Here is a 23,252-nt window from a genome sequence, read left to right as displayed (position 1 = left end):
TGCCGCCCCTCCCGGCGCGAGAAGGATACGCTCGCCGGTGTGGCATGCGCTTTCCGCTGCTCAGACTCCTTCGCTCTCCAGTGCCGTTCTCAGCCCGCTGGAGCGCAGTACGCGCCGCCTCACCGACTGATCCAGGACATCGCTCCCTCCCGCCTCCACCAGGCTGAACCAGCGCTTGGCGCGGGTGATCCCGGTGTAGACGAGCTCCCCGGTCAAGACGGGATTGATGCGATCCGGCAGCACCAGCGCGGCGTGCTCGAATTCGGATCCCTGGGACTTGTGGACCGTGAGCGCGAAGACGGTTTCGACGGCCTGCAGGCGGCTCGGCTGGATCCACTTGATTCCCTTGCTGCCGTCGCCTGTCGGGAAGGCCACGCGCAGTACACTGCCCCGTCCTTGAGCCGGCAGTTCGAGCGTGATTCCGATGTCGCCGTTCATCAGCCCGAGGCCGTAGTCGTTGGAGGTAACGAGCACCGGCCGCCCGGCATACCAGCCCTCCGCTGAGGGGATCAGCCCCTCGTCGCGCAGCCAGCCGGCGATGCGCCGGTTGAGCCCTTCGACACCCCAGCTGCCGCGGCGCAGTGCGCACAGCACTTGGAAGCGGCCGTGAGCGGCAAGCACCTCCCGCGCCCAGTTGTCGCAGGCGACCTGATCTTCGCTGGGGCGAGGTCGCCTGTCCTTCAGCAGCTGCAGGTAATGCCGATAGCCCTGCGGCTCGGAGCCGGACACCGCTGCGCGATCCCTGCCGTCCTCACCGTCGATCACGAGCCGGCGCAGGGCGGCGTCATCGCTGTCTTGCAACGGGACGCGAGCCAACTCGGAGTGAGCAGCACTGAAGACCGTGCTCACGGCGTCTGCGCTGCCCTGCTTCACCGCCGCAGCAAGCTGGCCGATACCGCGGTCGGCCGCGAAGCGGTGGCTGTGGCGCAGCATGGCGACCGCCTGGTCGAGCGGGCTGCCTTGCGGGTCGACGAGCGCCTCCTCGATCGGGGCACCAGCGATCCTGCAGAGCCAATCGGCCGTTGCCGGGATGTACCGCCCCTTCTCGGCATGGCGACAGAGCTCGCCGAGCACAGCCCCGGCCTCCACTGAGGCGAGCTGGTCCTTGTCGCCGATCAGCACGAGGCGCGCCGAGGGCGGCAGCGCATCGAGCAGCGCCGCCATCATCTCCAGGTCCACCATCGACGCCTCGTCCACCACCAGCACATCCACCGGCAACGGGTTGCCAGCGTGATGCCGGAAGTGCCGCGTATCGGGCCGGCTGCCGAGCAAGCGGTGCAGGGTCGTGACCTCGCGCGGAATCGCGGCACGCACGGCATCCCCTGCCGGCAGACCGTCGAGCTTCAGCTCTTCGACCTTTTCCGCGATGGATTCATTGAGGCGCGCCGCGGCCTTGCCGGTCGGGGCCGCGAGACGGATGCAGAGCGGACGGGACGGCGTGTCGTCCAGCGCCATGGCCTGCAGCACCGCGAGCAGACGCACAACGGTGGTGGTCTTGCCGGTGCCGGGGCCGCCCGTGATGATCGCGAAGGCGCTGCGCGCCGCAAGCGCGCAGGCCAGCTTCTGCCAGTCGGGACCCGGGATGCCGGAATCGTGCGGGAAGACCACCTGGAGCGTGTCCCGCAGCTTTCCCTCGGCCAGGACCGGCGCAGCGGCGAGACGGGCCTCGATGCCGCCCCGCACGTCCTGCTCGTAATGCCAGTACCGGCGCAGGTAGAGGCGATGGCCGGTGCACACGAGGGGCGTCTGCCCCGCGCCGCTGCCGACCAGCTCGGGATGCAGCAGCGCCGTGCGCCAGTCCTCGGCCGTGAAACCGAGCAGCAGATCGGCAGGCAGGGGCAACGGCTCCTCGTCACTCGCCTCCTCATCGCGCTCCGGCGGCAGCGACAGGGCCAGGCCCGGGTCGATCAACGTCTGCTCGAGGTCCAGGCAGACATGACCGCGGCCCAATTGATGGCTCGCCAGCGCTGCGGCCAGCAGCAGCATGCGGGGCGCGCCCTGCACCTCCCGATCGAGAAAGCGCGCGAAGGCGGCGTCGAGCTCCCGCAGCCAGCCACGCTCAGCCCAGCGCTCGATCAGCGCCAGCATGGCAGGGTTGTCCTCGGGAAGCGTGGCGGTACGGTGCGGATTCATGCGGGCTCCTTGGCGGTGCGGCGGGCGATCAGGCGGTCGAGCGACTCGATCAGCTCGCGCGGCGGCCGCTCGGCATGCACTCCCATGCCCGGCGCATGGCTGCCGCGCAGGAACAGGTAGATCGCACCGCCGATGTGGCGCTCGTAGTCGTAGTCCGGCAGCCGCAGCTTGAGCAGCCGATGCAGCGCCAGCAGGTAGAGCACGTACTGCAGCTCGTAGCGCCGCGAGAGCACCTCCTGCTTCATCGCCTCGGGGGTGTAGGCCGCGTCGTCGGCTCCGAGCCGGTTGGACTTGTAGTCGATCACGTAGTAGCGCCCTTCGTGCTCGAACACCAGGTCGATGAAACCCTTGAGCATCCCGTTGAGCTGACCCGGCAGCAATTGCGGACGGGGCGCGCCGCCAAGGGTGTGGCGGCTCACCAGCGTGTCGAGCTTGGCGAGATCGGCGTCGTGGACCGCGATCAGGAACTCCATTTCCGCAACCGGGCTGGAAAGCCCGGCCAGCGTGAACGGCGCCCCCGCTCCTGGCGGCACGAAGGACTGCTGCAGGAAGCCCTGCATCCATTCGCACACCGGCTCGATCCAGCGCTGCCATCCCCGCTTCGCGCAGCGGCGCGCTACCGCATCCCTCAGCTGCCCGGGAGAGCCTGCGATGCGTCCGAACCCCTGCTCGGCAGCCCACTCCAGCAATTCATGGAAGAAGGAGCCAGCTGCGGCGCCCCTCGGAAAGCCGTGCAGGGGGCCGGACGAATACGGCGACGGAACCGCGCGGCCCCCCTGCCCGGCGGCATCCTCGTCGACGATCGCCGTCTCCTTGAACACATCCTCGTGCGCGGTGGCCGCGACCCTCTTGTCCATCTTCCGCAAGGCCGAGTAGCTCGCGATCCACCAGTCGTCGCGCAGCGCTCGTCCCGGCACCAGGGCCGGGCCCCGGACGGCGGCAGCGCCTTTGACGTCGTAACGGTCGTCACACGAGCGGGGATCGTCGATCACGGCGATGTACCCGCGGCGGCGCGCAAGCCGGTCGATGCCCGATCGCAGATCGCCGCTGACGAGATGACCGAGGGCGCTGCGCTCTACCCCGTTGACGGGGGCCGTGCCGATCCAGGTGGCATAGCGGGCCCGCGTCAGTGCCACATAGAACTTGCGCAAGTCTTCGGCCAGCCGCTCCCGGTCCGCCCGCTCAAGACAGTTCCCCTTGTCGGCGAGGCCCAGCTGAAGCTTCCCCTTGTCGTCGTGCCACTTGAGCGGCAGGTCGCTGGCCTTGGTGGCCCGGAAGGCGCACGCGAAGGGCAGGAAGACCAGCGGGTACTCCAGCCCCTTGGACTTGTGCACGGTGACCACCTGCACGAGGTCGGCATCGCTTTCCAGCCGGAGCTGGCGCTCATCGCTGCCGGCTTCGGCGTCCTCCCGCCGCTGTTCGGCAAGATGGCGGATCAGCGCATGCTCCCCCTCCAGCAGGCTGCTGGCCTGCTGCAGCAGCTCGGCCAGATGCAGCAGGTCGGTCAGGCTGCGCTCCCCGCTGCCCCCTTCGGCGAGCAGGCGGGAGGGCACGTGGAAGTCATGGAGCATCTGCCGCAGCATCGGCAGCACGCCCCGGCGGCGCCAGCAGTCGCGGTATCCGCGGAACTGCATGACGCGCTCGTCCCATGCCGCCTCGTCATGGTTGAGCCGCTCGATCGCGCCCCAGTCGAGGCCGAGCGTGCGGGTCGCCAGCGCAGCGCGCACGGAGCGCGGACTGTCGGGATCGGCGCAGGCGTTGAGCCAGAGTTGCAGGTCGAATGCTTCGGGACGCTGATACACCGACTCCCGCTCGGAGAGGTAGATGCTGCGCACGCCGCGGCTCGCGAGCGCCCTACGGATCGCGTCGGCCTCCTCGCGGTTTCTTACCAGCACCGCCATGTCGGCCGGGCGCAGTGGACGCAGGAGAGCGCCTTCTCCCACAAAGCCTGCCTTGCCCTGCTGCCCGAGCGTGAGCAGGCGCACCATCTCGCTGGCACAGATGCTGCTCATCGTCTCGAGGTGGTCTTTTTTGGCAAGGGGTTTGCCATTTGGCGAGGGCAGGCGCCATACCGTCAGTGCCGGCACCAGTGCTCCTTCGGCCCGCAACTCGTCCTTGCGCCCTTGGGCACTCGCAGGCCTGAAAGGCACGGGATTGTTGCCTCCCGGCTCTCGGAACAAGAAGGCACCCGGCCCGCCCACTTGTCTCTCTGCCATTCTGAAGCAGCGATTGCTTGCCGCCACCATCGCATGCGTCGAGCGGAAGTTGCGGCGCAGCGTGTAGAGCCGTCCCACCGTGTCGGCTCGCGCCGCGATGTAGGTGTGGATGTCCGCGCCGCGGAAGGCGTAGATCGCCTGCTTGGGGTCCCCGATCAGGATGAGCGCGGTCGCCGGATCGTTATCGCGCACGCGGTAGACGGTATCGAAGATACGGTACTGGACCGCGTCGGTGTCCTGGAACTCATCGATTAGCGCTACCGGAAACTGCGCCCGGATCACAGCGGCAAGCCGCGCGCCGTTGGGGCCTGCCAGGGCCGTGTCCAAGCGCGCCAGCAGGTCGTCGAAACCCATCTGGGCGCGGCGCTCCTGCTCCTGGGTAAAGCGTTCGGCCACCCAGCAGGCGGCGTGGCGCAGCACGTCCTCGCGGGCGTTGGGCAGTACTTTCAACGCGGCCTTCAAGTCGCGGATAGCCGCCAGTGCGAGGTGTTCCCCTACCGGATCGCCAGATGTCCAAACCTCGGCAATGCCCTCGGGCGTGAACCGCTCCCATGCTTTATCGCTTAAGGCGGGTTGCACCGCGGCCGGGTCGTCACGCCATTCAGACAAGGCCTTAAACGCGCTGCTGCGAAAATTACTTTTGAGATGTCCTTTATCAACCTTTCCCTTTTTGCACCAATCCTCAACTGTCATCTCCAAATTTTTCAACCATTCAGTCCAAGGAGCTTTCAGTGCCGCAAGAGCCTGCTGCTTCTGGGCGTTCGCCGCCATGAACGCAGCTGCCGGCTCGGGACTTCCGGCAAGTAGGCCTGCATGCGGAAGCAGCTTGCGTATCGCCTCCTGCAGCTTCTCCGGCGTCGGCCACCATTTATGGACCTGACGCGCCGCTTCCGCGTCGAGCGGGTACATGAAGCTGCGCCAGTAGTCGCGCACCACCTCGGCGAGCAGGTCCTGCGGGTCGGTCTCGAGCCGCTGCGTGAAGAGGCTGTCGCTGTCGAAGGCATGCTCGCGCAGCATGCGGTGGCACCAGGCGTGGATCGTCGACACCGCGGCCTCGTCCATCCATTCCGCAGCGAGCTGCAGCTTGCGGGCGCAGCCGGGCCAGTCGCCCGGCGCATAGCCCGCGCGCAGGTCGTGGAGCAGGTCCTCGCCGGCCTCACGCGGCACCACCTGGGACGGATCGGCCTGGAAGTAGACAGCGGCTTCGGCCAGTCGGGCGCGGATACGGTCGCGCAACTCCTTGGTGGCTGCGTCGGTGAAGGTCACGACAAGGATCTCGGGCGGCGTCAGCGCACGCTTGAAGGCCGCCTCGTCGCCTCCGTGCCCGAGCACGAGGCGCAGGTAGAGCGCCGCGATGGTGAAGGTCTTGCCGGTCCCGGCGCTCGCCTCGATCAGGCGGCTGCCGTGCAGGGGGAAGGTCAAGGGATCGAGGGAAGTGGGGAGGGTCATGCCTGGTCTCCTGCCGGCGCGTCAGCCTCATCCTTGGCGGAAGTGGCCTTGTAGAGTGGAAGCAGCAGCCTTTGCGCGAGGCGCTGGAACTCGCCGCCCGTGCTGAGCGCCGCGTAGTCGGGCCAGACGCGCCGGAGATAGGGACAGGACTCGACTTCACCCGGCTGCTCGTAGCCGTCCCCCTCATAGACCTTTGGCGCCGTGTTCTTCGGCGTGCTGTCCTTCTTTTGCGCGCCCTTCTTCGACTCCTTGCCCGGTTCCTTGACCTGCGTGTCTTGCAGCCAGGCGAAGGCGGTCTTGACCGCCAGCGGCAGCGGGCGCGTCATGCCCTCCTGCCATGCATCGATGATGTCTTCGATGAGGTGACGCACGTCGTCGCAATCGCGCGGGCCGAACTCCACGTTACCGGCCTTGCTGACGACGACGGTTGTCAGCGAGCGGCCGGTCAGGTGGCCAGCGAGATGAGTGATCCAGTGCTTGATCAGGCTGTGGCGCTGGTATTTGCGATCCTTGATCAAATCACTCGTTTCCAGGATGACCCTCGCGTACTGCCCTTCGGCACCTTTACGCAGCTCGGGCAGCCGGCCCTCGAGGCTCAGTCCGGTTGCCGCGCTGTGGTAGCGCACGTCCTCGGCCTCTGACAAGACATCCGGCCAACGAGCCAGCGCCTCGGAGTAGCGCTTGAACATGTCCTCCATCGGCTTGGCCAGGGCTTCGCTCGTCACCTCGCTGAAGGCGCCGGCAGGCAGTTCGCCCCGTCCTCGGATGCGCCCGAGCCCCGCCTTCAGCGCTTCCTCCGGAGAGGCGCCTGCGCTCAGAGCCTCAGCCTGGGCGGCGACGAGTTCGTCCCACAGCGACCACATCTGCAGTCCGTCCAGCGCGAACGGCTCATGGTCCTCGGCCACCGGGTCGTCGAGATCGAAGTGCACCTTCAGGCGCTGTTGAAAGAAGGTCTTGGCCGGGGCGCGCAGGAAGCCGGCGAGGTCGGCGAGGCGCAGCGGCTCCGCGCGGGCCAGCACGCCCAAAGTTCCACCTTCAGCCTCGGACGCCGGACGGGCATCGCCATGCCACTCCCGTGCATAGGTATAGAGGCGCGCGGCCGTGGGCTGGGCAGGGAAGTAATCGGGGTTGAAGGGCTGCAGGCGGTGCTCGACGGTGAGAGCATCCAGCAGCGCCGTCTTGTCAGACTCGCGGCCGGCGAGCCGCCAGCCCGCGGCGAGATGGTCGCGCAGCTGGCCGACCAGCACCGAGGGCGGACGCACGGCGTTGTCGTGGATGCTGCGCCCGACCCACGAGATGGAGAGACGCTCGCGTGCCGACAGCAGCGCCTCGAGAAAGAGGTAGCGGTCGTCCTCGCGGCGCGAGCGGTCGCCGGGCCGGTAGTCGTGGCCCATCAGGTCGAAGTCCAGCGGTGCCCGCGTGCGCGGATAGTCGCCGTCGTTCATGCCGAGCAGGTAGACGTGGCGGAACGGGATCGCACGCATGGGCAGCAGCGTGGCGAAGGTCACCGCTCCGACGAGGAACCCCTGCAATCCCCGTACGTCCTCGATTCCGGCCAGCCAGTGCTCCGCGACCACCGAGAGCGGCAGCTTGGCGTCGAGCCCGGCCGCCTTGCACCCATCCTCCCAGGATGCAAGGGTCGCCTCGAGCCGCTCGAGCGTGTAGGCGTCTTCGCTGTCCTCCGGATCGAAGAAGTCGTCCACCAGCCGGCCCAGCCTTTCGCGCCAGCCGGCGGGATCGGCCTCCTCGCAGAGCACGCGCCACGACGCCTCGAGCCGCTCGAGCAGTTTCGCCAGCGGGCCGAGCAGCGCGGCGTCGAGCCCGCCGATCTCGTCGTAGGGCTCGATGCCCTGCCAGGCGCCGCCGGTGTCTCCGACCGCGTAGCCCAGCAGCATGCGGCGCATGCCGAACAGCCAGGTGTTGCCGTCGAGTGCACCGGGCAGGCCCAGGCTTTGGCGATGCGCGGCATGCAGGCCCCAGCGGACATTGGCACCGTGGATCCAGCGACGCAGCCGCGGGAGGTCGTCTTCGCCGATGCCGAAGCGGCGGCGCAGGGCAGGCACCTCGAGGAGGTCGAGGACGTCGCTCATGGCGATGCGCGATTGCGGCAGGCCGAGGAGCTTGACGATGGCGTTGACGAGCGGATCCTGGTGGCGCTGCCCCAGGTCGGCGATGCGGAAGGGGATGAAGCGCTTGTCGTCGTTGCCGACGAGCCCGAACACCGCCTGGATGTGCGGCACATAGGCCTCGATGTCCGGCACCATGACGATCACGTCCTTGGGTGCCAGCGTGGCGTCGGCGCTGAAGGCGGCGAGCAGCTGGTCGTGCAGAACCTCGACCTCCCGCTGCGGGCTGTGGGCGACATGGAAGCGGATCGAGGCGTCGTCGGGCTGTACCGCGGGCCATGTCTCGCGCGTTTCCCGCAGCGGGCGCAGATCCCGGATGTCGTCCTGCAACTGGTTCAGCAGGCAGGTTTCACCGTGCGGGGCGAACAGGTCGATGCGCTGCCGAATGGCCTCGAAGTGCGGCTCGTAGGCCTTGCGGGCCGGCTCGCTGTCGTAGGTATCGAGCAGGCTGATGAAGTCCCGCCCCTGCTTGCCCCATGCAGCCAGCAAGGGATGGGCATGGAGGTGCAGCGACTCATCGGCAAGATCCGCTGGCATGCCCTTCCGGCGGCCTTGACGCCCGTGGCCCCGGCCCAGCAGGTCCTTCCCGGCGATGATGTCGGCCCAATGGTGCTGGCAGGGGTTGTGGACGCAGACCAGCACCTGGCACCAGCGCGACAGCTCGTGCAGCACCTCGAGCGATTGCTGGGGGAGCGCCGAGATGCCGAACACGATCAGGCGCCGCGGCAGTCCCTCTGGACGCTCGCTGCCCGCCCCTGCCTTGCGCGCCATAAACTCCTGGTGCACGGCGGCCCGTCCCCGGACCAAGCTCACGTCGTCCCCTGCTGCGGCCTTCACATCGTCGATCAACGCGCGCCACAGCGCAGCCTGCCATTGCTGCTCCTGCGGCAGAGGACGGGACTCCCCCCTGTGGGCGTCGGTCAGTACGTCCTGCCCACGGGCCCATGCATGGAGCCAGGCGGCGCGATACACCTGGTACTGGTCGAACAGGTCGGCGATGCGCTCCGCCAGCTGAAAGAGCTTGCGCTGATCCGCGTCGTTCGCCAGGAAGCGCCGCAGCGGCTCATAAGGCTCATCCTTGAGCTGCCGGGGCAGCAGGCGCATCAGCCGCCACACCAGCAACTCCTTGTCGAAGGGCGAATGCTCGGGCACCTGGTCATGCCCGAGCACAGCCCGGTAGACCTGCCACTGGAAGGTCGACGGCAAGACCATCTCCAGCGAGGCAGCAATCCCGCACCCGCCGCCTTCGTCACCCGCATCCTCGGCCAGGGCCAGCTGCAGCCAATGGGCCATGCCCATGCTCTGTACGAGGATCGTTTCCTTCTCGAGTGGAGCGAGGGGATAGCGCCTCATCCACGTCACGAGCAGCTGGCGCAGCTGCTCAGGATGGTTGCTGTGGACGAACATCAGGCCATGGGGCAGGGTCGGAGAGGACAACACGGCTTCCTTCTGTCAGGGGTCTGCAGCTAAATCGGCAAATTCAGAAAAAAATTTAAACATGCTGATACGACAAGAAACGTCGCAGTAGGCTGCCGCCGCAGGAGGACGGGGCGACTACCCCCCCCTATTCAGGGGGGCATCTGTAGACGGCGGACGGGCCATCGAGGGCCACTCCGGGACTCCAGAGCGTCCGCCCCGCCGAGGCCGAGTGCTCGCGGGTTCTGGGGCAAGGGCCCACGCCGTTGGTGCTGGCGGAGGAAAAGTAGGAAGGACGATGCCTGGAGACAGGGCTCTCTCCGGCCCGGCCGCGACGGCAGGGGTCGCAGCGCTGCGTACACTGTCCGCCGCACTGTTGGAGCGTCGATGTCCGCACCCCCCTCTCTCGAAAATTCATCTGCTGGAAGGCCGGTTCCGTCGGGAACGTTCATCCCCGTCCCGGGCGTGCGAACCCTTCACACAGCTCGGGCTCTTCGGGCGCAGCCACGCTCGGGCGTGGCTGACTCGCCGCTTGCCCAGCGGGAAACGGGGGACGAGCGCAGAGACGTCCCTGCGGACGGCCTCGCGACCACCCGCTTGCAAGCAGTGCCGGGGAGGAACTGAATGGACCGTAACTTCCAACGGCTGCTGGACACGCTGGTGGCGCTGCCGCGCAATGGCTGGATCTCCACGCCCCAGCTCCATCAGCGACTTGCGGCGAAAGGGCACGAGGTCACCGCGCGCACCGTGCAGCGCGACCTGGAGAACCTGGCCACGGTCTACCCCATCGAGTGCGACCAGCGCAGCCGCCCCTTCGGCTGGCGGTGGGGCAAGAACGCACAGCGCCTCTCGCTGCCCGACATGGATTGGCCGGAGGCCGTGAGCTTCCAGATGCTCGCGACCTATCTGGAAGGCGTGTTGCCATCGAGCGTCCTGGAGACCCTGCAGCCTTACGTGGAGGAAGCGCGCCGCAAGCTGGCACAGCATTTCCAGAACCTCCCGCTGCGCCGCTGGCCCGAGCGGGTGCGAATCATTCCGCCCGGCCCTTCCCTCGTGGCACACCGGGTGCCGAAAGCCGTGCATGCCGCCACGACGGAAGCCGTCTTGCTCGGGCAGCAGTTGAGCATCCTCTATCGAGGCTTCGAGAAGCCGGACGCCAAGCGCTACATCGTTTCGCCGCTCGGGCTGGTGCAGTCGGGCTCGGGCTTCTACCTGCCGGTGCGCTTCCAGGGGCACCAGGATGTCCGCACGATCAAACTGCACCGCGTGCTGCGCGCGGAACTGCTGGAAACGCCGGCCGAGATGCAGGATTTCGATCTGTCCGAATGGATCGATTCGGGGGCGCTGGGCTTCGGCGGCAACGAACGGATTCGCTTGGTGGCGCGTTTTTACGAGGGGGCTGGCGAATGGGTGCAGGAAGCGCCACTCTCGGAGGACCAGGAGGTCGTCCGCGAGGGGGCCGGAACCCATCGTGCGACGGCCACGGTGCTGCTCACCGTGCAGTTGAAGCGGTGGCTGCTGGGCCTGGGCTGGAAGGTGGAGGTTCTGGCGCCCTCAGAACTTCGTGAGGAAATGGCGCGCTCATTGCGGGCAGCCGCGGCCCGCTATGAAAGTCCTGAAAAGCGAAGGATTAGCGCCGCTCCTCAGGAAGCGTAAGCTCCCCTTAGCAGCAAGCGTCGACCAGCACCTGGCGACCGAGCCGAGCGGGCATTCCCCGTCCATTCGCGGGACGCTCGAACAGGTCGGCGGCGGCACCGCTGGGTGGTGGAGCGCACCTTCGGTATCCGTCCGGCTATTCCATCTTGAACCTGGCGTGATCGCAAAGGATGCTCGTGTCCGCGTAACTGCTCCGCGGACAAATGAACACTTCTCTCATCGAGCTCCCCGGGCGGCGTACCCTGCGGCGTCATTCGCCGGAGTTCAAGGCCGGGATCATCGAGGCGTGCCGGCAGCCGGGGGTCTCGATCGCCGCGGTCTCGCTGGCCAACGGGTTCAATCCGAACATGGTTCGCAAGTGGGTCATCGATGCCGAGGCGCTCCCAGATTCCGAGGTAGAGCGCCAGGTCGGCTCTGGCCCGGCGAGCGAACAGCCGGCTGCCGTGGCCGCCTCGACGCCGGGCTTCGTTGCACTCGCTCTGGAGCCAGCCTCGGCCACTGCTGAGATTCGGATCGAGCTGACCCGGGGCACAACGGCGATCAAGGTCTGCTGGCCGGCGTCAGCCGCTGCAGAGTGCGCCGTCTGGCTGCGTGAGATGCTGAGGTGATCCGGGTCGATGCCGTGTGGCTGGCGCCTGGAGAGCGCGCAGCTTGCGTACGATAAGCAGCTGGATCGGATGCAACCGACAGCCGCAGCAGCACAAGGGGCCGCCTGATTCGGCGGCTTGTCTGTCAGATCAAGTCTCGACCAGGACAGTTGACGCCACTGCTCGCGCAGCCGGTCCTGCATCGTTTCGAAGGCCCCTTGCGCGGCCCAGCAGCTGAAGGACTTGTACACGGTGGTCCAGGGCGGGAATGACTTGGGCAGCAGCCGCCAGGCACAGCCGGTTCGCAGCACGTAGCAGCAGGCGTCGACCAGCACCCGGCGATCGAGCCGAGCGGGCATTCCCCGTCCACCGGCGGGGCGCTCGAACAGGTCCCCAACCAGTTCCCACTCGGCGTCCGTGAGGCAGCAACTGTAGTCGCGTCCATTGTTCTCGCGTCGGTGGGCCGCGGTATAGCCGTAACGCTGGGGCGAGCCCTTGGCCTGACCGGAGAGCACCTCGCGCCGGGTAGGTTTGACGCGCACGATGCCCGCCTCGTACAACGCCCGGCGCGCACCGTCATGCTACAGACGTTCACGCCGCAGCGCTCGTGCAGCAACTGGGTTACTGCCTCCAACGTGGCGCCGGGATGATCGGCAGCAATCTCGCGCAGTGCCAGGAGGTGCTCCTCCTTCAACGAGCGGGGCCTGCCGCCCAGGTTCTTCACCTCACCAGTGCGCCGATCCTTCTTGGCTGTACCCACGGCGACCTCCGATGACAAGGACGCCCAGGACGCAGCAATCGGCGCGCCGGTTGATTCTGTCTACACCCTCTAAAAGTCACCAGCCCTCGTTGAGCCGTTCCAGCAGCTCGGTCTTGGCTAGCACCTTGGAGCAGAGTTCCCAGCGCTCCTTGCCAGGGTCCACGCTGTCGCGCGTTTGGTACCGAATCTCGAAGGAGTTCTTTGCGGCTTGCCGACGCTCGATGTACTTGTCAAGTTCCAAGCTCATCCGCTCCTGGTCGTCAATCCATTTGTCATCGAGCGTATCAGGTAACGAGCCGAAAATATCAAACTTGTCCTTAAGCCGACGTGACAGCACGCTGTAGACCTTCTCGTCTCGCGTCTGGGCGTAGACCAGGTTGAGCATGTCTACCGTGCGGCGCACCTGGCCGAAGCGCTTGATGCGGCCAAGCCGCTGCTCTAGCTTGCTGGGGTTCCACGGCAGGTCGACGTTGATGAGCGTCCCCAAGGTTTGCAGGTTCAACCCCTCGCAGGCCGCATCGGTCGCCACCACCAGCTTGATTTCGTGTCGCCTGACTGCCCCCTTGATGTATTCACGCTCGATGGTGGAGAACTCCTCGCCCTTGAAAAGCCCGCTCTTGCCCGCGCCCGCGTACACGGCCACCACATGCAACGGATGCGTCCGGGCAATCTCCGAAGCCACCCACTTGGCCGTGTCGTAGTACTGGCTGAAGATGATGCAGCCATGCTCAGCCCATGTCCTGTTGTCCGGCGCTGCGCCCGTTCGGTGCTCATCGAGGAAATAGTTGACCGCCGCGAGCTTCGGGTCTCGTGCCTCGGGCCGACCGAGTTCGGCCACGATTTGGCGCAGGCATTCCGCTTCCTTATCGGTCAGCGAGTCCAGAGCGTTCTCTAGGTCCTCGATGTCCTCTTCGTCCTCAATAGGGCGCTTGTCCAGCATCATCTGGGCTGTCGAGCGGCCGGCAGCGAAACTGGAGCAGATGCGCTGCAGCAAGAGATTCTTCAGGAATCCGGCTGACTTGGTGCGCTGACCCAGCAGCGACGTGAACTCTTCCGCAGCCTGGTAAGCCAAGTTGAACGGGAGATTCGTCATCAGGCCGTTACCTTCAAGGATGAGCCCTGGGTAGGCGCCCAGCGGCGCCTTGGGGTCGGGGTGGACGTCGACCTCGACTCGCTCCAGCAGTCCCATGTCCTCAAGAACGTCGCGCCGGCGCAGCACGGTGTGCCGCAAGACAGGGTTGTTGTTCTTGAAGAAGTCCTTGTCGCTGGCGATTTCCTCCAGCGTCATCTGGGAAGCGAAGTCCAAGTCCTGGTAAGTGCGGTCACTGAAGTGATGCCGGTCATCCAGGTCCAAGGTCATGCGCAGGCTCTTCAGCCGTTCGTCCTTTTCAGTGCTGGGCGGCAGTGGAGTCTTTAGCAGTTCCCAGACGTCTGCCGGGTCGGAGAAGGTAACTTCGCCCTTGACAATGGGCAGAGCTTCTTCGCAGTTGCGCCACTTGCTCGTGAATTCGCGGCCCATGACAAAGCCGGCGCCTTCGTTGAGCAGGTTGAGCAAGTCCCACAGCTCCACCACCTCAGTCTGGATGGGCGTAGCTGTGCCGATGACCAGATGCCGCGTGCGCTTGGCCAGCCTAGTCATGAAGGTCAGCAGGTTGTTCGGCTTGTAGTCCTTCTTGCTGATACCCCGGCTCACGCGCGCCTTGTGCCCTTCATCCAGGACCACGGTGCCAAAGTGGAGGCTCAATAGCTCGTCGCACTCGTCAGCCTTGTGGAAGATGAGACCCTGCGAGACGATAGCAATCGCGCTCGGGCAGCGCCGGATACCGGCGGCACCCTGGTTGTTCTTGATGATGTGCCCGTTCTCGTCCTGCCAGCACTTCCGACTAGACAGCCACACGGCGCTGGGGATGCCCAGTCGGTCCTTCAGCTCGGTCTGCCACTGAAACATCAGTGTCGACGGGCACAGGATAAGCACCTTGCCGTCACCCAGCAGCGCAGCAACGAGCGCAGAGCCAGCCATCGAAAGCGTCTTTCCGACGCCCACCTCGTCGGCCAACAGTAGGCGGGCTTGGCCGTAGGTCTCCCGATGTTGAAGGAAGATGGAGACGAAGGCTCGCTGCCAAGGCTGCAGCATCTCGCCCGCTCGGTACAGCGGGCTCTCGACCATCGCGGCAGCCGGCACCTCTGCCGGCTTCAGCTCTTCGAACCGAACCTCATGGCGCTTAGCCACCCGCTCGACCTCTTCGATGATGGCGTCAGGTAGCGGGTAACTGTCGGCCCAGAGAGCCTCGAACTCTTCGTCGACCCAGGCCACGGCCTCCGCAGCGGGGTCCTCCCACAGGATTTCGTAGTTGTCGGCAAAGCCGCTCTTAGACTCGTTGATGGAGCCCATGAAGCTGGTCTTTCGCCCATCGGCGTACTCGATGACACCTGCTTTTCCGTGCAAGAACACCTTGTCCTTAGGGACCACGCGCACCTGTACGTTGCCCTGGCGAAGCAGCTCGTAGAGCTTGAGGTACTTGTCGCGGTACAGAAGGGCTTCGGTTGCCGGTGACACCGCGTTCCACGTCTCTTTGAGAGACGCATCCCGCGCCGCCTGGGATACCCGGATGTCCGCAACGTCGAGTTCGCTGTTGCAGACGATGCGCACGTCCGGAATGTCACCGATTTCCTCGCCGACCAGTTCGAAGATGGAGCTTCGAAAGTACCCGGCGATGCGCCGGTAGGACACGGCACCTTCCAGGCGCTTGGCCAGGAATTCCCTGTCCAAGCGCTGGCGGCGAGAGCTGAAGCGCTGGATACCACCCACGTTCACATCCGCTGGTTTTCGATGCCGTCGGCCAGCACACGGGCGGCTGAGGCCTCAGCGGGGCGCAGCAGGTCGACTTTCTTTGCGATGTAGCGCGCAATGGCCACAAGCAGATTCCGCGACGAGTAGAAGGCGCCGACCTTGAGGTTTTGCTCCAAGCCCTTGAGAACCACATCCAAGTCCTTCTGCGCCTGCAGGTCCATCAGCGCGTACAGCACGGCCCGAGTCGGCGTCTGGTACAGCTCCGATGACGGGCTCATATCGGAGCGACCAAAGTCCTTGGCCGACTTCAGCGCCGCCTTGTTCGCGTTCTCGCTGGCCATCAAGGCGCCAAAGCTGCGCACGGAGAAAGCCTTGGCGAAGTTCTGGTAGTTGTCGAGCTTGTTCAAGCCGTGAGACTCCTGCTCAAGCATCTTCAAGTAGAAGCGCTCTGCCGGAGCCAGGTCGTGCCACACGGACTCGTCCAGTCCCAGAGGCACGAGCATCTTGTTGGCCGTGTCGGTAGCGAACTCGATGAGGCTCTCTACCAGTGTCTTCTGACCTGGAACTCTCGGCCGCAGTGCCTCCTGAGTCATGTCCTTGCCGTCGATGACGCTGTATTGGGTCAGCACCTTGAGCGCGGCGGCATACCCGGCCATCTGAAGGTCGGCATCCTCGAACAGATTGCCGTCCTTGGCGCGCTTGCTGTCGGCGGCGACCGTGTCATTCATGCCTGTGAGCCGCTTGATTTGGTCCGCGACCTCGTCTTCAAGTTCGTAGGCGAGGTCCGTCTGGTTGGTCCGCTTGGCGCCCAGGCGCTTGCGCAGCACCAGCAGGATGGTGCCCTTGACGTAGGAACCCTCGCGCAGCGCCGAGTCCGTCTCGGTTACCAGATACCAAGCTGCCGTCACCCGCAGCCCGCTGGCCCACACGATGTTGGCCATGTCCGCCCAGATGTCACCATCTTGGTGGGTGAACATCAGGACCTGGATGCCGTTGTCAGGCATGCACTCGGCCATGCGCTTGTAGGCAGCGACCATCCCGAGGCGGAAATCGTGGTCTTCCCCCTTGACTGCCAGCTCTCGGCGCGAGTCCCAGGTCCAGTTGGCGAACTCGGCGGGCGGGTTCTTACGCAGCCAAGCGATGAAGAACTCTAGGATTTCCTCGTACTTAACTGCATCCCCGTAAGGCGGGTCAGTGATGAAGATATCAACCGCCTGCTTGCAATCCGATGCCGGCTCATTCTTTATAACGACGCGACAATCTGGGATGGCCTTAGACGGAGGCAAACTCCTTTGCAAAACACCTTCCGTAGAAATGAACCCACGACATCCATAGGTGTAGAGAGTATTCAAGGCCTGGTTATAGAAAACATCCTGAACGCTACCGCCGCCACCGCTTCCAGGATTCCACCTTGATGGCTTAGCATTCCAGTTCAGTGACTGCGCAACTAAAAGTGCCATCGGTGAACTGGCAGCCCCCCTGAGCAACGCTGCAGTTAGCAACTGCCTCGGATTGAAAAGATGATGCCAATGCGTCCAGCCGCGCGTCCGGATAGGCTCATCCGTCTTATCGCCCGGCTCAATTCGCGTGGCTGGCACCCATCCTTTGTCTTGCCATTCGGCCAAGTGGTCCTGCACGTACTCGGTGACCCGTTTTTCGCGCTCTATGTCCTCTGGAGTCACCGAGCGGAACTCCGACGGCGCTCGGGTTGAATCCCCTTCAGGCAGTTCTTTAATCCATTGAATAGCATAGAGCCGTTCGTTATAGATGTCACCCTCTTGGAATACAACATCAGACCTTTCCCACTGACGCAATTTATTCTTATTGACCCGCCGGCCTTCGACAACGTCTGCGTAGTCACCTCGAATTGACTTAATGCTGTTGCGGTGCTCGCGCCCGTCGACAACATGGACAATATCGCCGTTTTGATAAGTTCCCTTGTCGTAGCGTTCAATTTCGGAAATTGACAAGCCGCTCTTAATTATCACGTCATATCGCTTTTTTTGGACGTCGGGCTGAAGAACTACAGCCGTATTGTTGTTCTTGCCTGTACGCTGCTTGGATATTATCAAGGTAGGAAGGACCGGCACTTTCCAGCCTGATGACGGGCAAGTGACCTCCAAGCAGTACAAGTAGACCTTGCCTCGCCAACCCTTCCCGTCACTCTCAAAACCTAGGGTGTCAATTTCGGCCTTAACCTTGGCTATCAGCCGGCCCTTTTCAGCTTCGATTTCCTTGCGATACTCAACACTCGCTCCCACGATGTTGAATGCACCCCAAGTCAGCATGCACGCAACCGGATTCAAGTCTGAGGCATACACATCGCACCCCAGTTGAGCGGCAGCGAAGGGAATCTGCCCCGAACCCGAGAAGGTATCCGCCACCGTGGGGCGATGTCCAAAGCGCATTACCCCCAATTGTTCGACCAGTTCCTGAAAGGAGAACGCGTTAGTACCTAAATGCTTGTTGACTTTACCCCAAATGTGAGAGGACACCTCTTCCGCAACCTCTTCCGCTCGCTTTGCATCGTCCACCAGCTCGCGATATGTATCAAACCCAAAGGAAAGTGTCGCAACCTCATGTTTCTTGGTGTCGGAAATATCGCTACGCCATTTCAGCTTCGGAGTCACCTCCTTGCCATTCTTTTGGCATGGGTAGTCATTAACATCAAACGGAGCGCTTTGTGGCAAACTATGCCCAGGTGGTTCCACCACGAAATAGGCGCCAATGTCTGGGATATTGGCGACGCGAACAATCATTTCCGGCTTGACCAAGCCTAAGCGCTTGCTCACGGACACATCGTCCATGCCCATTAAAAGCTCAAACACCTCTAGGTCTTTGATGGGATCTGCCGTTGCGGGCAAAAGTGAAGCCAGCACACAGGCGCGGTTAAGAACCAATGGCTTTCGTCCCTTCCAATAGCTTCCCAAAGCAGTCAAGGTCTGACCGGAGCCCGCCGTACGTTCATTATAGACATCAACAGACAGTTTCTGGACTGGCAGCAGCGACTCGATCAGGGCGGGTGTATCCTTGAGGCTCAGGGCCTTTACGCCCGACGGATGCGGCGTCGTCGTGTAGTCGACCTTGGCGAGGTTTGGTGTTACGGGAAAATTCATTTTCTTGTTTCCGGTGTCTATTTTATAATCTCGGAGAAAGCGTCGAGCTTAGAACATTTGCAGGGTCGTCTGGCCGTCTTCAGGTGGTCGAATCGACCGGGACTTCTTATCGCCGGTCTTGGCACTGGACAGCGCGAAGTAAAGGGCCTTGCGCCACCCGGCATCCTTGTCGTCGGGCAGGCCCGCGTCGGCGACGGTCTGGCGGAACAGCCACCAGCGCTCCTCGGGCTTGAGCGCAGCCCACTTGGCGGCAATCCCTTTACATTCATCTACGCTGTTGGCTTGTTCAGCAGCCCACGCCAGCACGCATAGCTCCTTGCCCAGCATACGGTCGACCTTGTTGTCGCCCACAGTCCAGCGAGGAGCAGCCAGCTTCTTGGCCTTCAGCCTGGTGACAAAATCCTTACGGGCCGTTTCGGCAATAGCCGACCAGAACCGCCGAGGCAGAACCACACGCGGCTCCCGCGGCGGAATCCCGTTCTCGCCGCCTTTAAGGCCATAGTCCTCGATAATGGTGACGTTGCCCTTTGCAGCTGCCGGAATTTCTACGCGGAAGATGTGAGCGCCGAAGGCGGCTACTCCAAAGCCTTCGACCAAGGCGGCCGGCTTTACGTTGTCGGGCTTGCTCATTGCGTAATGTCCGATTCGTTAAGCTCAATGCCGACCGTCGCGGCGGCGTCCAGCAGGTCTTGACCGGTCTGGAATTGGAAGCGGTGAATCTTCAGGCTGATGGAGGCGTCCGCTGGAAGGCACGAGCCAATCTGGTTAAGCACGCTCTCCAAGTAGGCGCCGTCGGCCGGTGTGTCGCCCAGGAAGAACTGCACGACGGCTGGACTGGTCCCCACCACCGCATTCACCTTTTCCACGGTAGCGCTGCGTTCCTTAAGCAACGAGACCAGTTGGTACGCGTCTTGGCGTGAACCCAGATTCACTACGCGGCTCAGTCTAGCAGGCTTGCTTCGGTCGATGACGACCTCGCGCTTACCGCTGGGACCCGCACCACCGGTGCCCTGGTGCACAGCGGCGTACTCAAATTTCTCCTTGGCTTCTAGACCGCCACCTTCGGCGAACACCAGCACCTTGACGGCGCTGTCGCCTAGTTGAATCGGCCCGGTGTAGTCGATGCCGTTGCGCGGCTCAGAGCCGTCCAGCGTGTACTTCAGGCTCGCAGTTGGGGCCACCAGCAACTCGACGTGGCGGAGTGCCGTATCCATCAGCGCGCGGATGGTCAGCTTGTTAGTCCAGGTCGTCGCGTCGCCCGTTTCGAACTGGTCATTAGGGTCCACCGCCAAGAACTGGACGCGGTAGGCCTTGGTGCGCAGGGTTTCGTCCTTGAGAACAGGACTCGTTGTGCTGACCGCGCCGTCCTCGGCGTAGTGGATGCGGCCGCTCGGCCCAGCGTTAAGCGCATTGACGCGCAGCACGACCTCCCCTTCATCGTTCGGTGACGTGTCAGCCACGACTTGGACCGATGTCTTCTTTTTCGCCGGAGAGTGGGAGACATGACCGTTGCTCAGGTCTTCCCAGATACCACGCTGGACGGCGATGGATTTTAGTGTATCCAGTCCCTTGGGCGGCATCCAGGGCATCTTCGGGCGCTGCTTCTCCCGGGCAATGGCGGTTGCCCAGTCAATCGAAGCGGAGCCTTCGTTCCATAGGTTGGTCTCCGCAAAGTCGCGCAGAACGTCGAAGTCTGCCTCGACGTCCACGAAAAGCTTTTTGGGGTGAGACGTCAGGGTTTTCTCAATTTGCTCTTCGCCGTTGAAGGGCTTGCTGCCATCACGCTTTGTGTCCAGCGGCTTAACCTTCAACTCCGGCGGCTTGGAGCCCACTTGGGCTGGATAAATAACCTTGTCGAAGATTCCCAGGATGGTGCTGTAGAAGTCGTGTGCAGCCGTTTCTTTTTTGGTCAAGAAATCTTCGTACTGAGCGTGCGTCTTGGGAATCTTGACTTCGGCCTTCAGGGTCGCGTAGCTCTTGCGAGCGGCCTGCTCGATGCTGGCCATCTGCGTCTTGTCACCAGTCAGCACGAGCAGGTTGTTCTTCTCCGGCAGCTCCGCAAAGAACGCATCCAGCTGCTCGGGCGGCATCTTGGTAGCCGGGTCGATGATGAGCAGGACGCGGTTGCGCTTGACCTCGATGATGACCTCGTTGAGCTTGGGCAGCGCAATGACGTGGCTGTAAGCCGTCTTTCGCGTCGGCGCGAACATCTCCTGGAGCCGAGCCTTGATAAGCTCATCAATCTGCGCCTCGGGAGCGCTGGCCGCTATGCCCTGCAGCATCTTGGTCAGGTTCTCCTGCCGGTCGAAGTACAGCTTGGCGTCCTGACTCTGATGTAGGAACCAGCACTCCGAGAGCATGGCGTCGATTGCAGCGTTGTACTCGACCACCGACTGCAGCGGGGTCACCACGCACTCCAGCACTTCCTCGCGGGTTAGGCCTTTGACCGCGTTGACTGCCCTCGAGAGGCTGGCCGTAAAGAGCAAGTTGGCCACCTCGGTGGCGTTCCTGTTGCCGGTGGCTGCGTCGATGCCTTGAGCGTGGGCCGCGAAGTTCGCATCCCAGAGGTCTTTGGAGATGACGTCGCTCATCACCGAGATGTCGGCCAACTTGCTTCGGACCTCCGTAATGCTAAGGTCGAAGTGTTGAGCCCCAATCAGGTAGACGTCGTCCGCATCACGCATCCAAACCGACTTCAGCAACCGAGACATCAGCTCCATCAGTCCTCGGGTCTGCTTGAACTGCTCGTTCTCCTTGAAGAGCGCGACCAAATCCTTGAGCCGGGGATGGAACGGATAGGTCTGGACGATTTCGTCGGCCAAGGCCTCCGCGCCGCGGGCAATCACTTTGGACTTAGTGGCCTCCTCCAGAGCCTTCCCATACCGGGCAGCCAGGTCTTGAATCTCGGCTACGTCGGCCACCTTGACGAAGAGGCGTTTACGCAGGATGTCGTAGACCTCGTTTCCCGCAAGGTCCACCGGTGTGATGGCTTTTTCTTGCCGTCCCAGCTCCTTGCGGGCATCAAGCAGTGCGCGCTCAATCAAGGCGCCGCCCTCGGCGTAGGAGGCGGCGTCCAGGTCTGAGACGACGACGCAGACATTCGAGAGCTTGCCCGCAGCGCTGAGCAGGTTGGCAAAGGCGCGGGTTGCGATATCCGCGACGGTGCCGGTACCCGAGGCTCGGGTACCGAGGTACTGGAAGTAAGGCGGCAACTCGTCCAGCAGGATAAGGGTCGGCTTATCAGACTTAAGAAGGCCGGTCCAGTCGGATTCGTCGGGCGAGTCCGGGCCTGAGACCCAGAATTTCTTGAAGGCTTCGGCCTGCCCCAACTGGTGGGCGATTTCGCCCCAGAGGTAGTGCTGCGGGCTGTTGCGGCCGTTGAACGCCACCACGCGGGCGTCCGAAAAGGCGTCGATGTGAGGCACGTCGGCACAATATTTGTGGCGCAGGTCTTTGTGCTTGGCTGCCAAGCCGGTGCCTACAATCAAATGGGTCTTGCCGCCGCCCATGGCCTGCTTAAGGTGGAAGACCGCGTTCGACGACTTGCCGGCCAAGCGCTCGATGGTGCCGCGCAGCAGGTCACGCATGCCGGCCGTGATAAAGGTCTTGCTATAGAACGCTTCGCCGCTGCCTTCGTCCCTAATCAGTTGCTCAAGTTGTTCTATTTGGTCGCTGACATCAATGGACAGAGCGTTGGGAGCCAGTTGGCAGGCCTGCTTGACGGTTTTCATTTGATAGGACTTCCTGATTCTTCGGATTCTTCGGAAGAGGCGACTGCTTCTATGACGACGTTGTTTTTAGCGCCGTATTCATAAATAAGGTGCTCGACCATGTTTGAGATAGAACGGCGTTTTCGAGCTGCCGCCTCGGGCAGCAGCGCTTTGGCGACTGGGGTTATCTGGACCCCAAGTTGTTCAGATTTGACATGGACCATGAATTCAAGATGTCAAACAATGTTCAGACAATGTGTAGCATGACCGAGGCTGGATGATAGCTGCCAGAGCACGTGTTCTTGCGATGGCACAACAGAGCGACACGACAGCCCACTCCGTCGGGTGAAATATTTCCGGCCCCTATCCGCGCCGAAGTGCCGTCTCGCTCCTGAGTCCAGGCAGGCCCCCTGGGGGCGGATGACCGTAGACGAGCCGTTGCTGCAGAGTTGGCACCTTGTACCCCTGGCTCACGCTGCCCAGCGTCTGCGCCAGCTTCAGCAGCCCGAGTGACCTGCCCCCGGTGGGGCGTACCAGCCGATGGTTAGTAGAGTCCGTATCCAGAGGAAGGAGCGGACATGAGGAAGAGCCGGTTCACCGACGAGCAGATCGTCGGATTTCTCAAGCAGGCCGAGGCCGGGATGTCGGTCAAGGACATCTGCCGCCAGGGCGGCTTCAGTGATGCGACGTTCTACAAGTGGCGAGCCCGCTTCGGCGGCATGGAGGCCAGCGAGGCGCAGCGTCTGCGGGACCTGGAGGCCGAGAACGCGCGGCTCAAGAAGCTGCTGGCTGAGGCGCATCTCGACATCGAGGCCTTGAAGGTGGGCTTCGGGGTAAAGCGCTAGCCCCACGGGAACGACGCGCAGCGGCTGCCAGGATGGTCGAGCAGTTGAGCATCTCGGAGCGCCGCGCGTGCCGCCTCGTGGGGCTGTCGAGGACGTGTTTTCGGCAACCGCCGACGCTGGATGCTGGCACGGTGGGGCTGGGCGAGCGCATCATTGAGTTGGCGCACGAGCGCCGGCGCTTCGGCTACCGGCGCATCCACGACCTGCTGCGCGCTGAAGGACTGCGGGTCAATCACAAGAAGGTTTGGCGGCTCTACAGCGAGCGAGGCCTGTCGGTGCGCAAGCGGCGCAAGGTCAAGCGCACAAGCGGCGAGCGCCAGCCCCTGCAGGCAGCGAGCCGCATCAACGAGGTCTGGAGCATTGACTTCGTGATGGACGCGCTGGCCAACGTATCCGTCCGGCCAAGTCACATTGAACATGGGTAGCCGGTCGAGGATGCTTGTGTCC

Annotated in this window: 10 protein-coding genes and 2 pseudogenes; 3 read left to right on the top strand and 9 right to left on the bottom strand. The window is 63.6% G+C overall.

All coding sequences use genetic code 11. The features are described 5' to 3' along the window. Positions 1 to 60: 60 nt before the first annotated feature. Genes recD through recC form a run of 3 tightly spaced genes read right to left on the bottom strand, consistent with a single transcriptional unit; the run spans position 61 to position 9,361 of the window. Positions 61 to 2,133, bottom strand: coding sequence for an exodeoxyribonuclease V subunit alpha (recD, locus tag D3A59_RS22355; RefSeq protein WP_119157536.1), 2,073 nt, complete (start codon positions 2,131 to 2,133; stop codon positions 61 to 63). Then, the gene (recB, locus tag D3A59_RS22350) at positions 2,130 to 5,798 is read right to left on the bottom strand and encodes an exodeoxyribonuclease V subunit beta (RefSeq protein WP_119157535.1); all 3,669 of its coding nucleotides are present in this window, start codon (positions 5,796 to 5,798) and stop codon (positions 2,130 to 2,132) included. Before recB ends, recD begins: the two co-directional genes overlap by 4 nt. Continuing rightward, positions 5,795 to 9,361, bottom strand: a complete 3,567-nt coding sequence (recC, locus tag D3A59_RS22345) for an exodeoxyribonuclease V subunit gamma (RefSeq protein ID WP_240636175.1) — start codon at positions 9,359 to 9,361, stop codon at positions 5,795 to 5,797. Before recC ends, recB begins: the two co-directional genes overlap by 4 nt. 603 nt (positions 9,362 to 9,964) lie before the next feature. Here recC and D3A59_RS22340 point away from each other — a divergent pair. Continuing rightward, complete coding sequence (locus D3A59_RS22340) at positions 9,965 to 10,996, top strand: helix-turn-helix transcriptional regulator (RefSeq protein WP_119157534.1); 1,032 nt, start codon at positions 9,965 to 9,967, stop codon at positions 10,994 to 10,996. Positions 10,997 to 11,199: 203 nt separating this feature from the next. After that, positions 11,200 to 11,604, top strand: a complete 405-nt coding sequence (locus D3A59_RS22335) for a transposase (protein WP_119157533.1) — start codon at positions 11,200 to 11,202, stop codon at positions 11,602 to 11,604. Between the two features lie 239 nt (positions 11,605 to 11,843). Here D3A59_RS22335 and D3A59_RS22330 read toward each other — a convergent pair. The 6 genes and pseudogenes from D3A59_RS22330 to D3A59_RS25635 form a co-directional block, all read right to left on the bottom strand. Next, a pseudogene (locus D3A59_RS22330) lies at positions 11,844 to 12,098 on the bottom strand (transposase); the annotation flags it as partial. 321 nt (positions 12,099 to 12,419) lie between these two features. Then, positions 12,420 to 15,152 (bottom strand): phospholipase D-like domain-containing anti-phage protein, encoded by a 2,733-nt coding sequence (locus D3A59_RS22325; protein WP_119157542.1) that lies wholly within the window; start codon positions 15,150 to 15,152, stop codon positions 12,420 to 12,422. A gap of 2 nt (positions 15,153 to 15,154) precedes the next feature. Next, positions 15,155 to 18,250 (bottom strand): anti-phage-associated DUF1156 domain-containing protein, encoded by a 3,096-nt coding sequence (locus D3A59_RS22320; protein WP_119157532.1) that lies wholly within the window; start codon positions 18,248 to 18,250, stop codon positions 15,155 to 15,157. 48 nt (positions 18,251 to 18,298) lie between these two features. Beyond that, a complete protein-coding gene (locus D3A59_RS22315; protein WP_119157531.1) occupies positions 18,299 to 18,880 on the bottom strand; it encodes an anti-phage-associated DUF3780 domain-containing protein in 582 nt (193 codons plus the stop codon). After that, complete coding sequence (locus D3A59_RS22310; RefSeq protein ID WP_119157530.1) at positions 18,877 to 21,981, bottom strand: anti-phage-associated DUF499 domain-containing protein; 3,105 nt, start codon at positions 21,979 to 21,981, stop codon at positions 18,877 to 18,879. Before D3A59_RS22310 ends, D3A59_RS22315 begins: the two co-directional genes overlap by 4 nt. Further along, positions 21,978 to 22,184 carry a hypothetical protein gene (locus D3A59_RS25635; protein ID WP_157991648.1) on the bottom strand — a complete coding sequence of 69 codons (207 nt, stop codon included), beginning with the start codon at positions 22,182 to 22,184 and terminating at the stop codon, positions 21,978 to 21,980. The genes D3A59_RS22310 and D3A59_RS25635 overlap by 4 nt, the downstream gene beginning before the upstream one ends. Positions 22,185 to 22,538: 354 nt before the next feature. On the opposite strand from D3A59_RS25635, the pseudogene D3A59_RS26485 reads away from it, so the two are divergent. Then, a pseudogene (locus D3A59_RS26485) lies at positions 22,539 to 23,194 on the top strand (transposase); the annotation flags it as partial. Positions 23,195 to 23,252 lie beyond the last annotated feature (58 nt).

Source organism: Caldimonas tepidiphila, from assembly GCF_003569765.1.
Lineage (GTDB): Bacteria > Pseudomonadota > Gammaproteobacteria > Burkholderiales > Burkholderiaceae_C > Caldimonas > Caldimonas tepidiphila.
This window is presented reverse-complemented; position numbering and strand designations above follow the sequence as displayed.

Coding starts and splice junctions, on each gene's coding strand:
- D3A59_RS22310 (WP_119157530.1), bottom strand. CDS start 21,981: ATGAAAACCGTCAAGCAGGCCTGCCAACTGGCTCCCAACGCTCTGTCC.
- D3A59_RS22335 (WP_119157533.1), top strand. CDS start 11,200: ATGAACACTTCTCTCATCGAGCTCCCCGGGCGGCGTACCCTGCGGCGT.
- D3A59_RS22315 (WP_119157531.1), bottom strand. CDS start 18,880: ATGAGCAAGCCCGACAACGTAAAGCCGGCCGCCTTGGTCGAAGGCTTT.
- recB (WP_119157535.1), bottom strand. CDS start 5,798: ATGACCCTCCCCACTTCCCTCGATCCCTTGACCTTCCCCCTGCACGGC.
- recD (WP_119157536.1), bottom strand. CDS start 2,133: ATGAATCCGCACCGTACCGCCACGCTTCCCGAGGACAACCCTGCCATG.
- D3A59_RS25635 (WP_157991648.1), bottom strand. CDS start 22,184: ATGGTCCATGTCAAATCTGAACAACTTGGGGTCCAGATAACCCCAGTC.
- D3A59_RS22320 (WP_119157532.1), bottom strand. CDS start 18,250: ATGAATTTTCCCGTAACACCAAACCTCGCCAAGGTCGACTACACGACG.
- D3A59_RS22340 (WP_119157534.1), top strand. CDS start 9,965: ATGGACCGTAACTTCCAACGGCTGCTGGACACGCTGGTGGCGCTGCCG.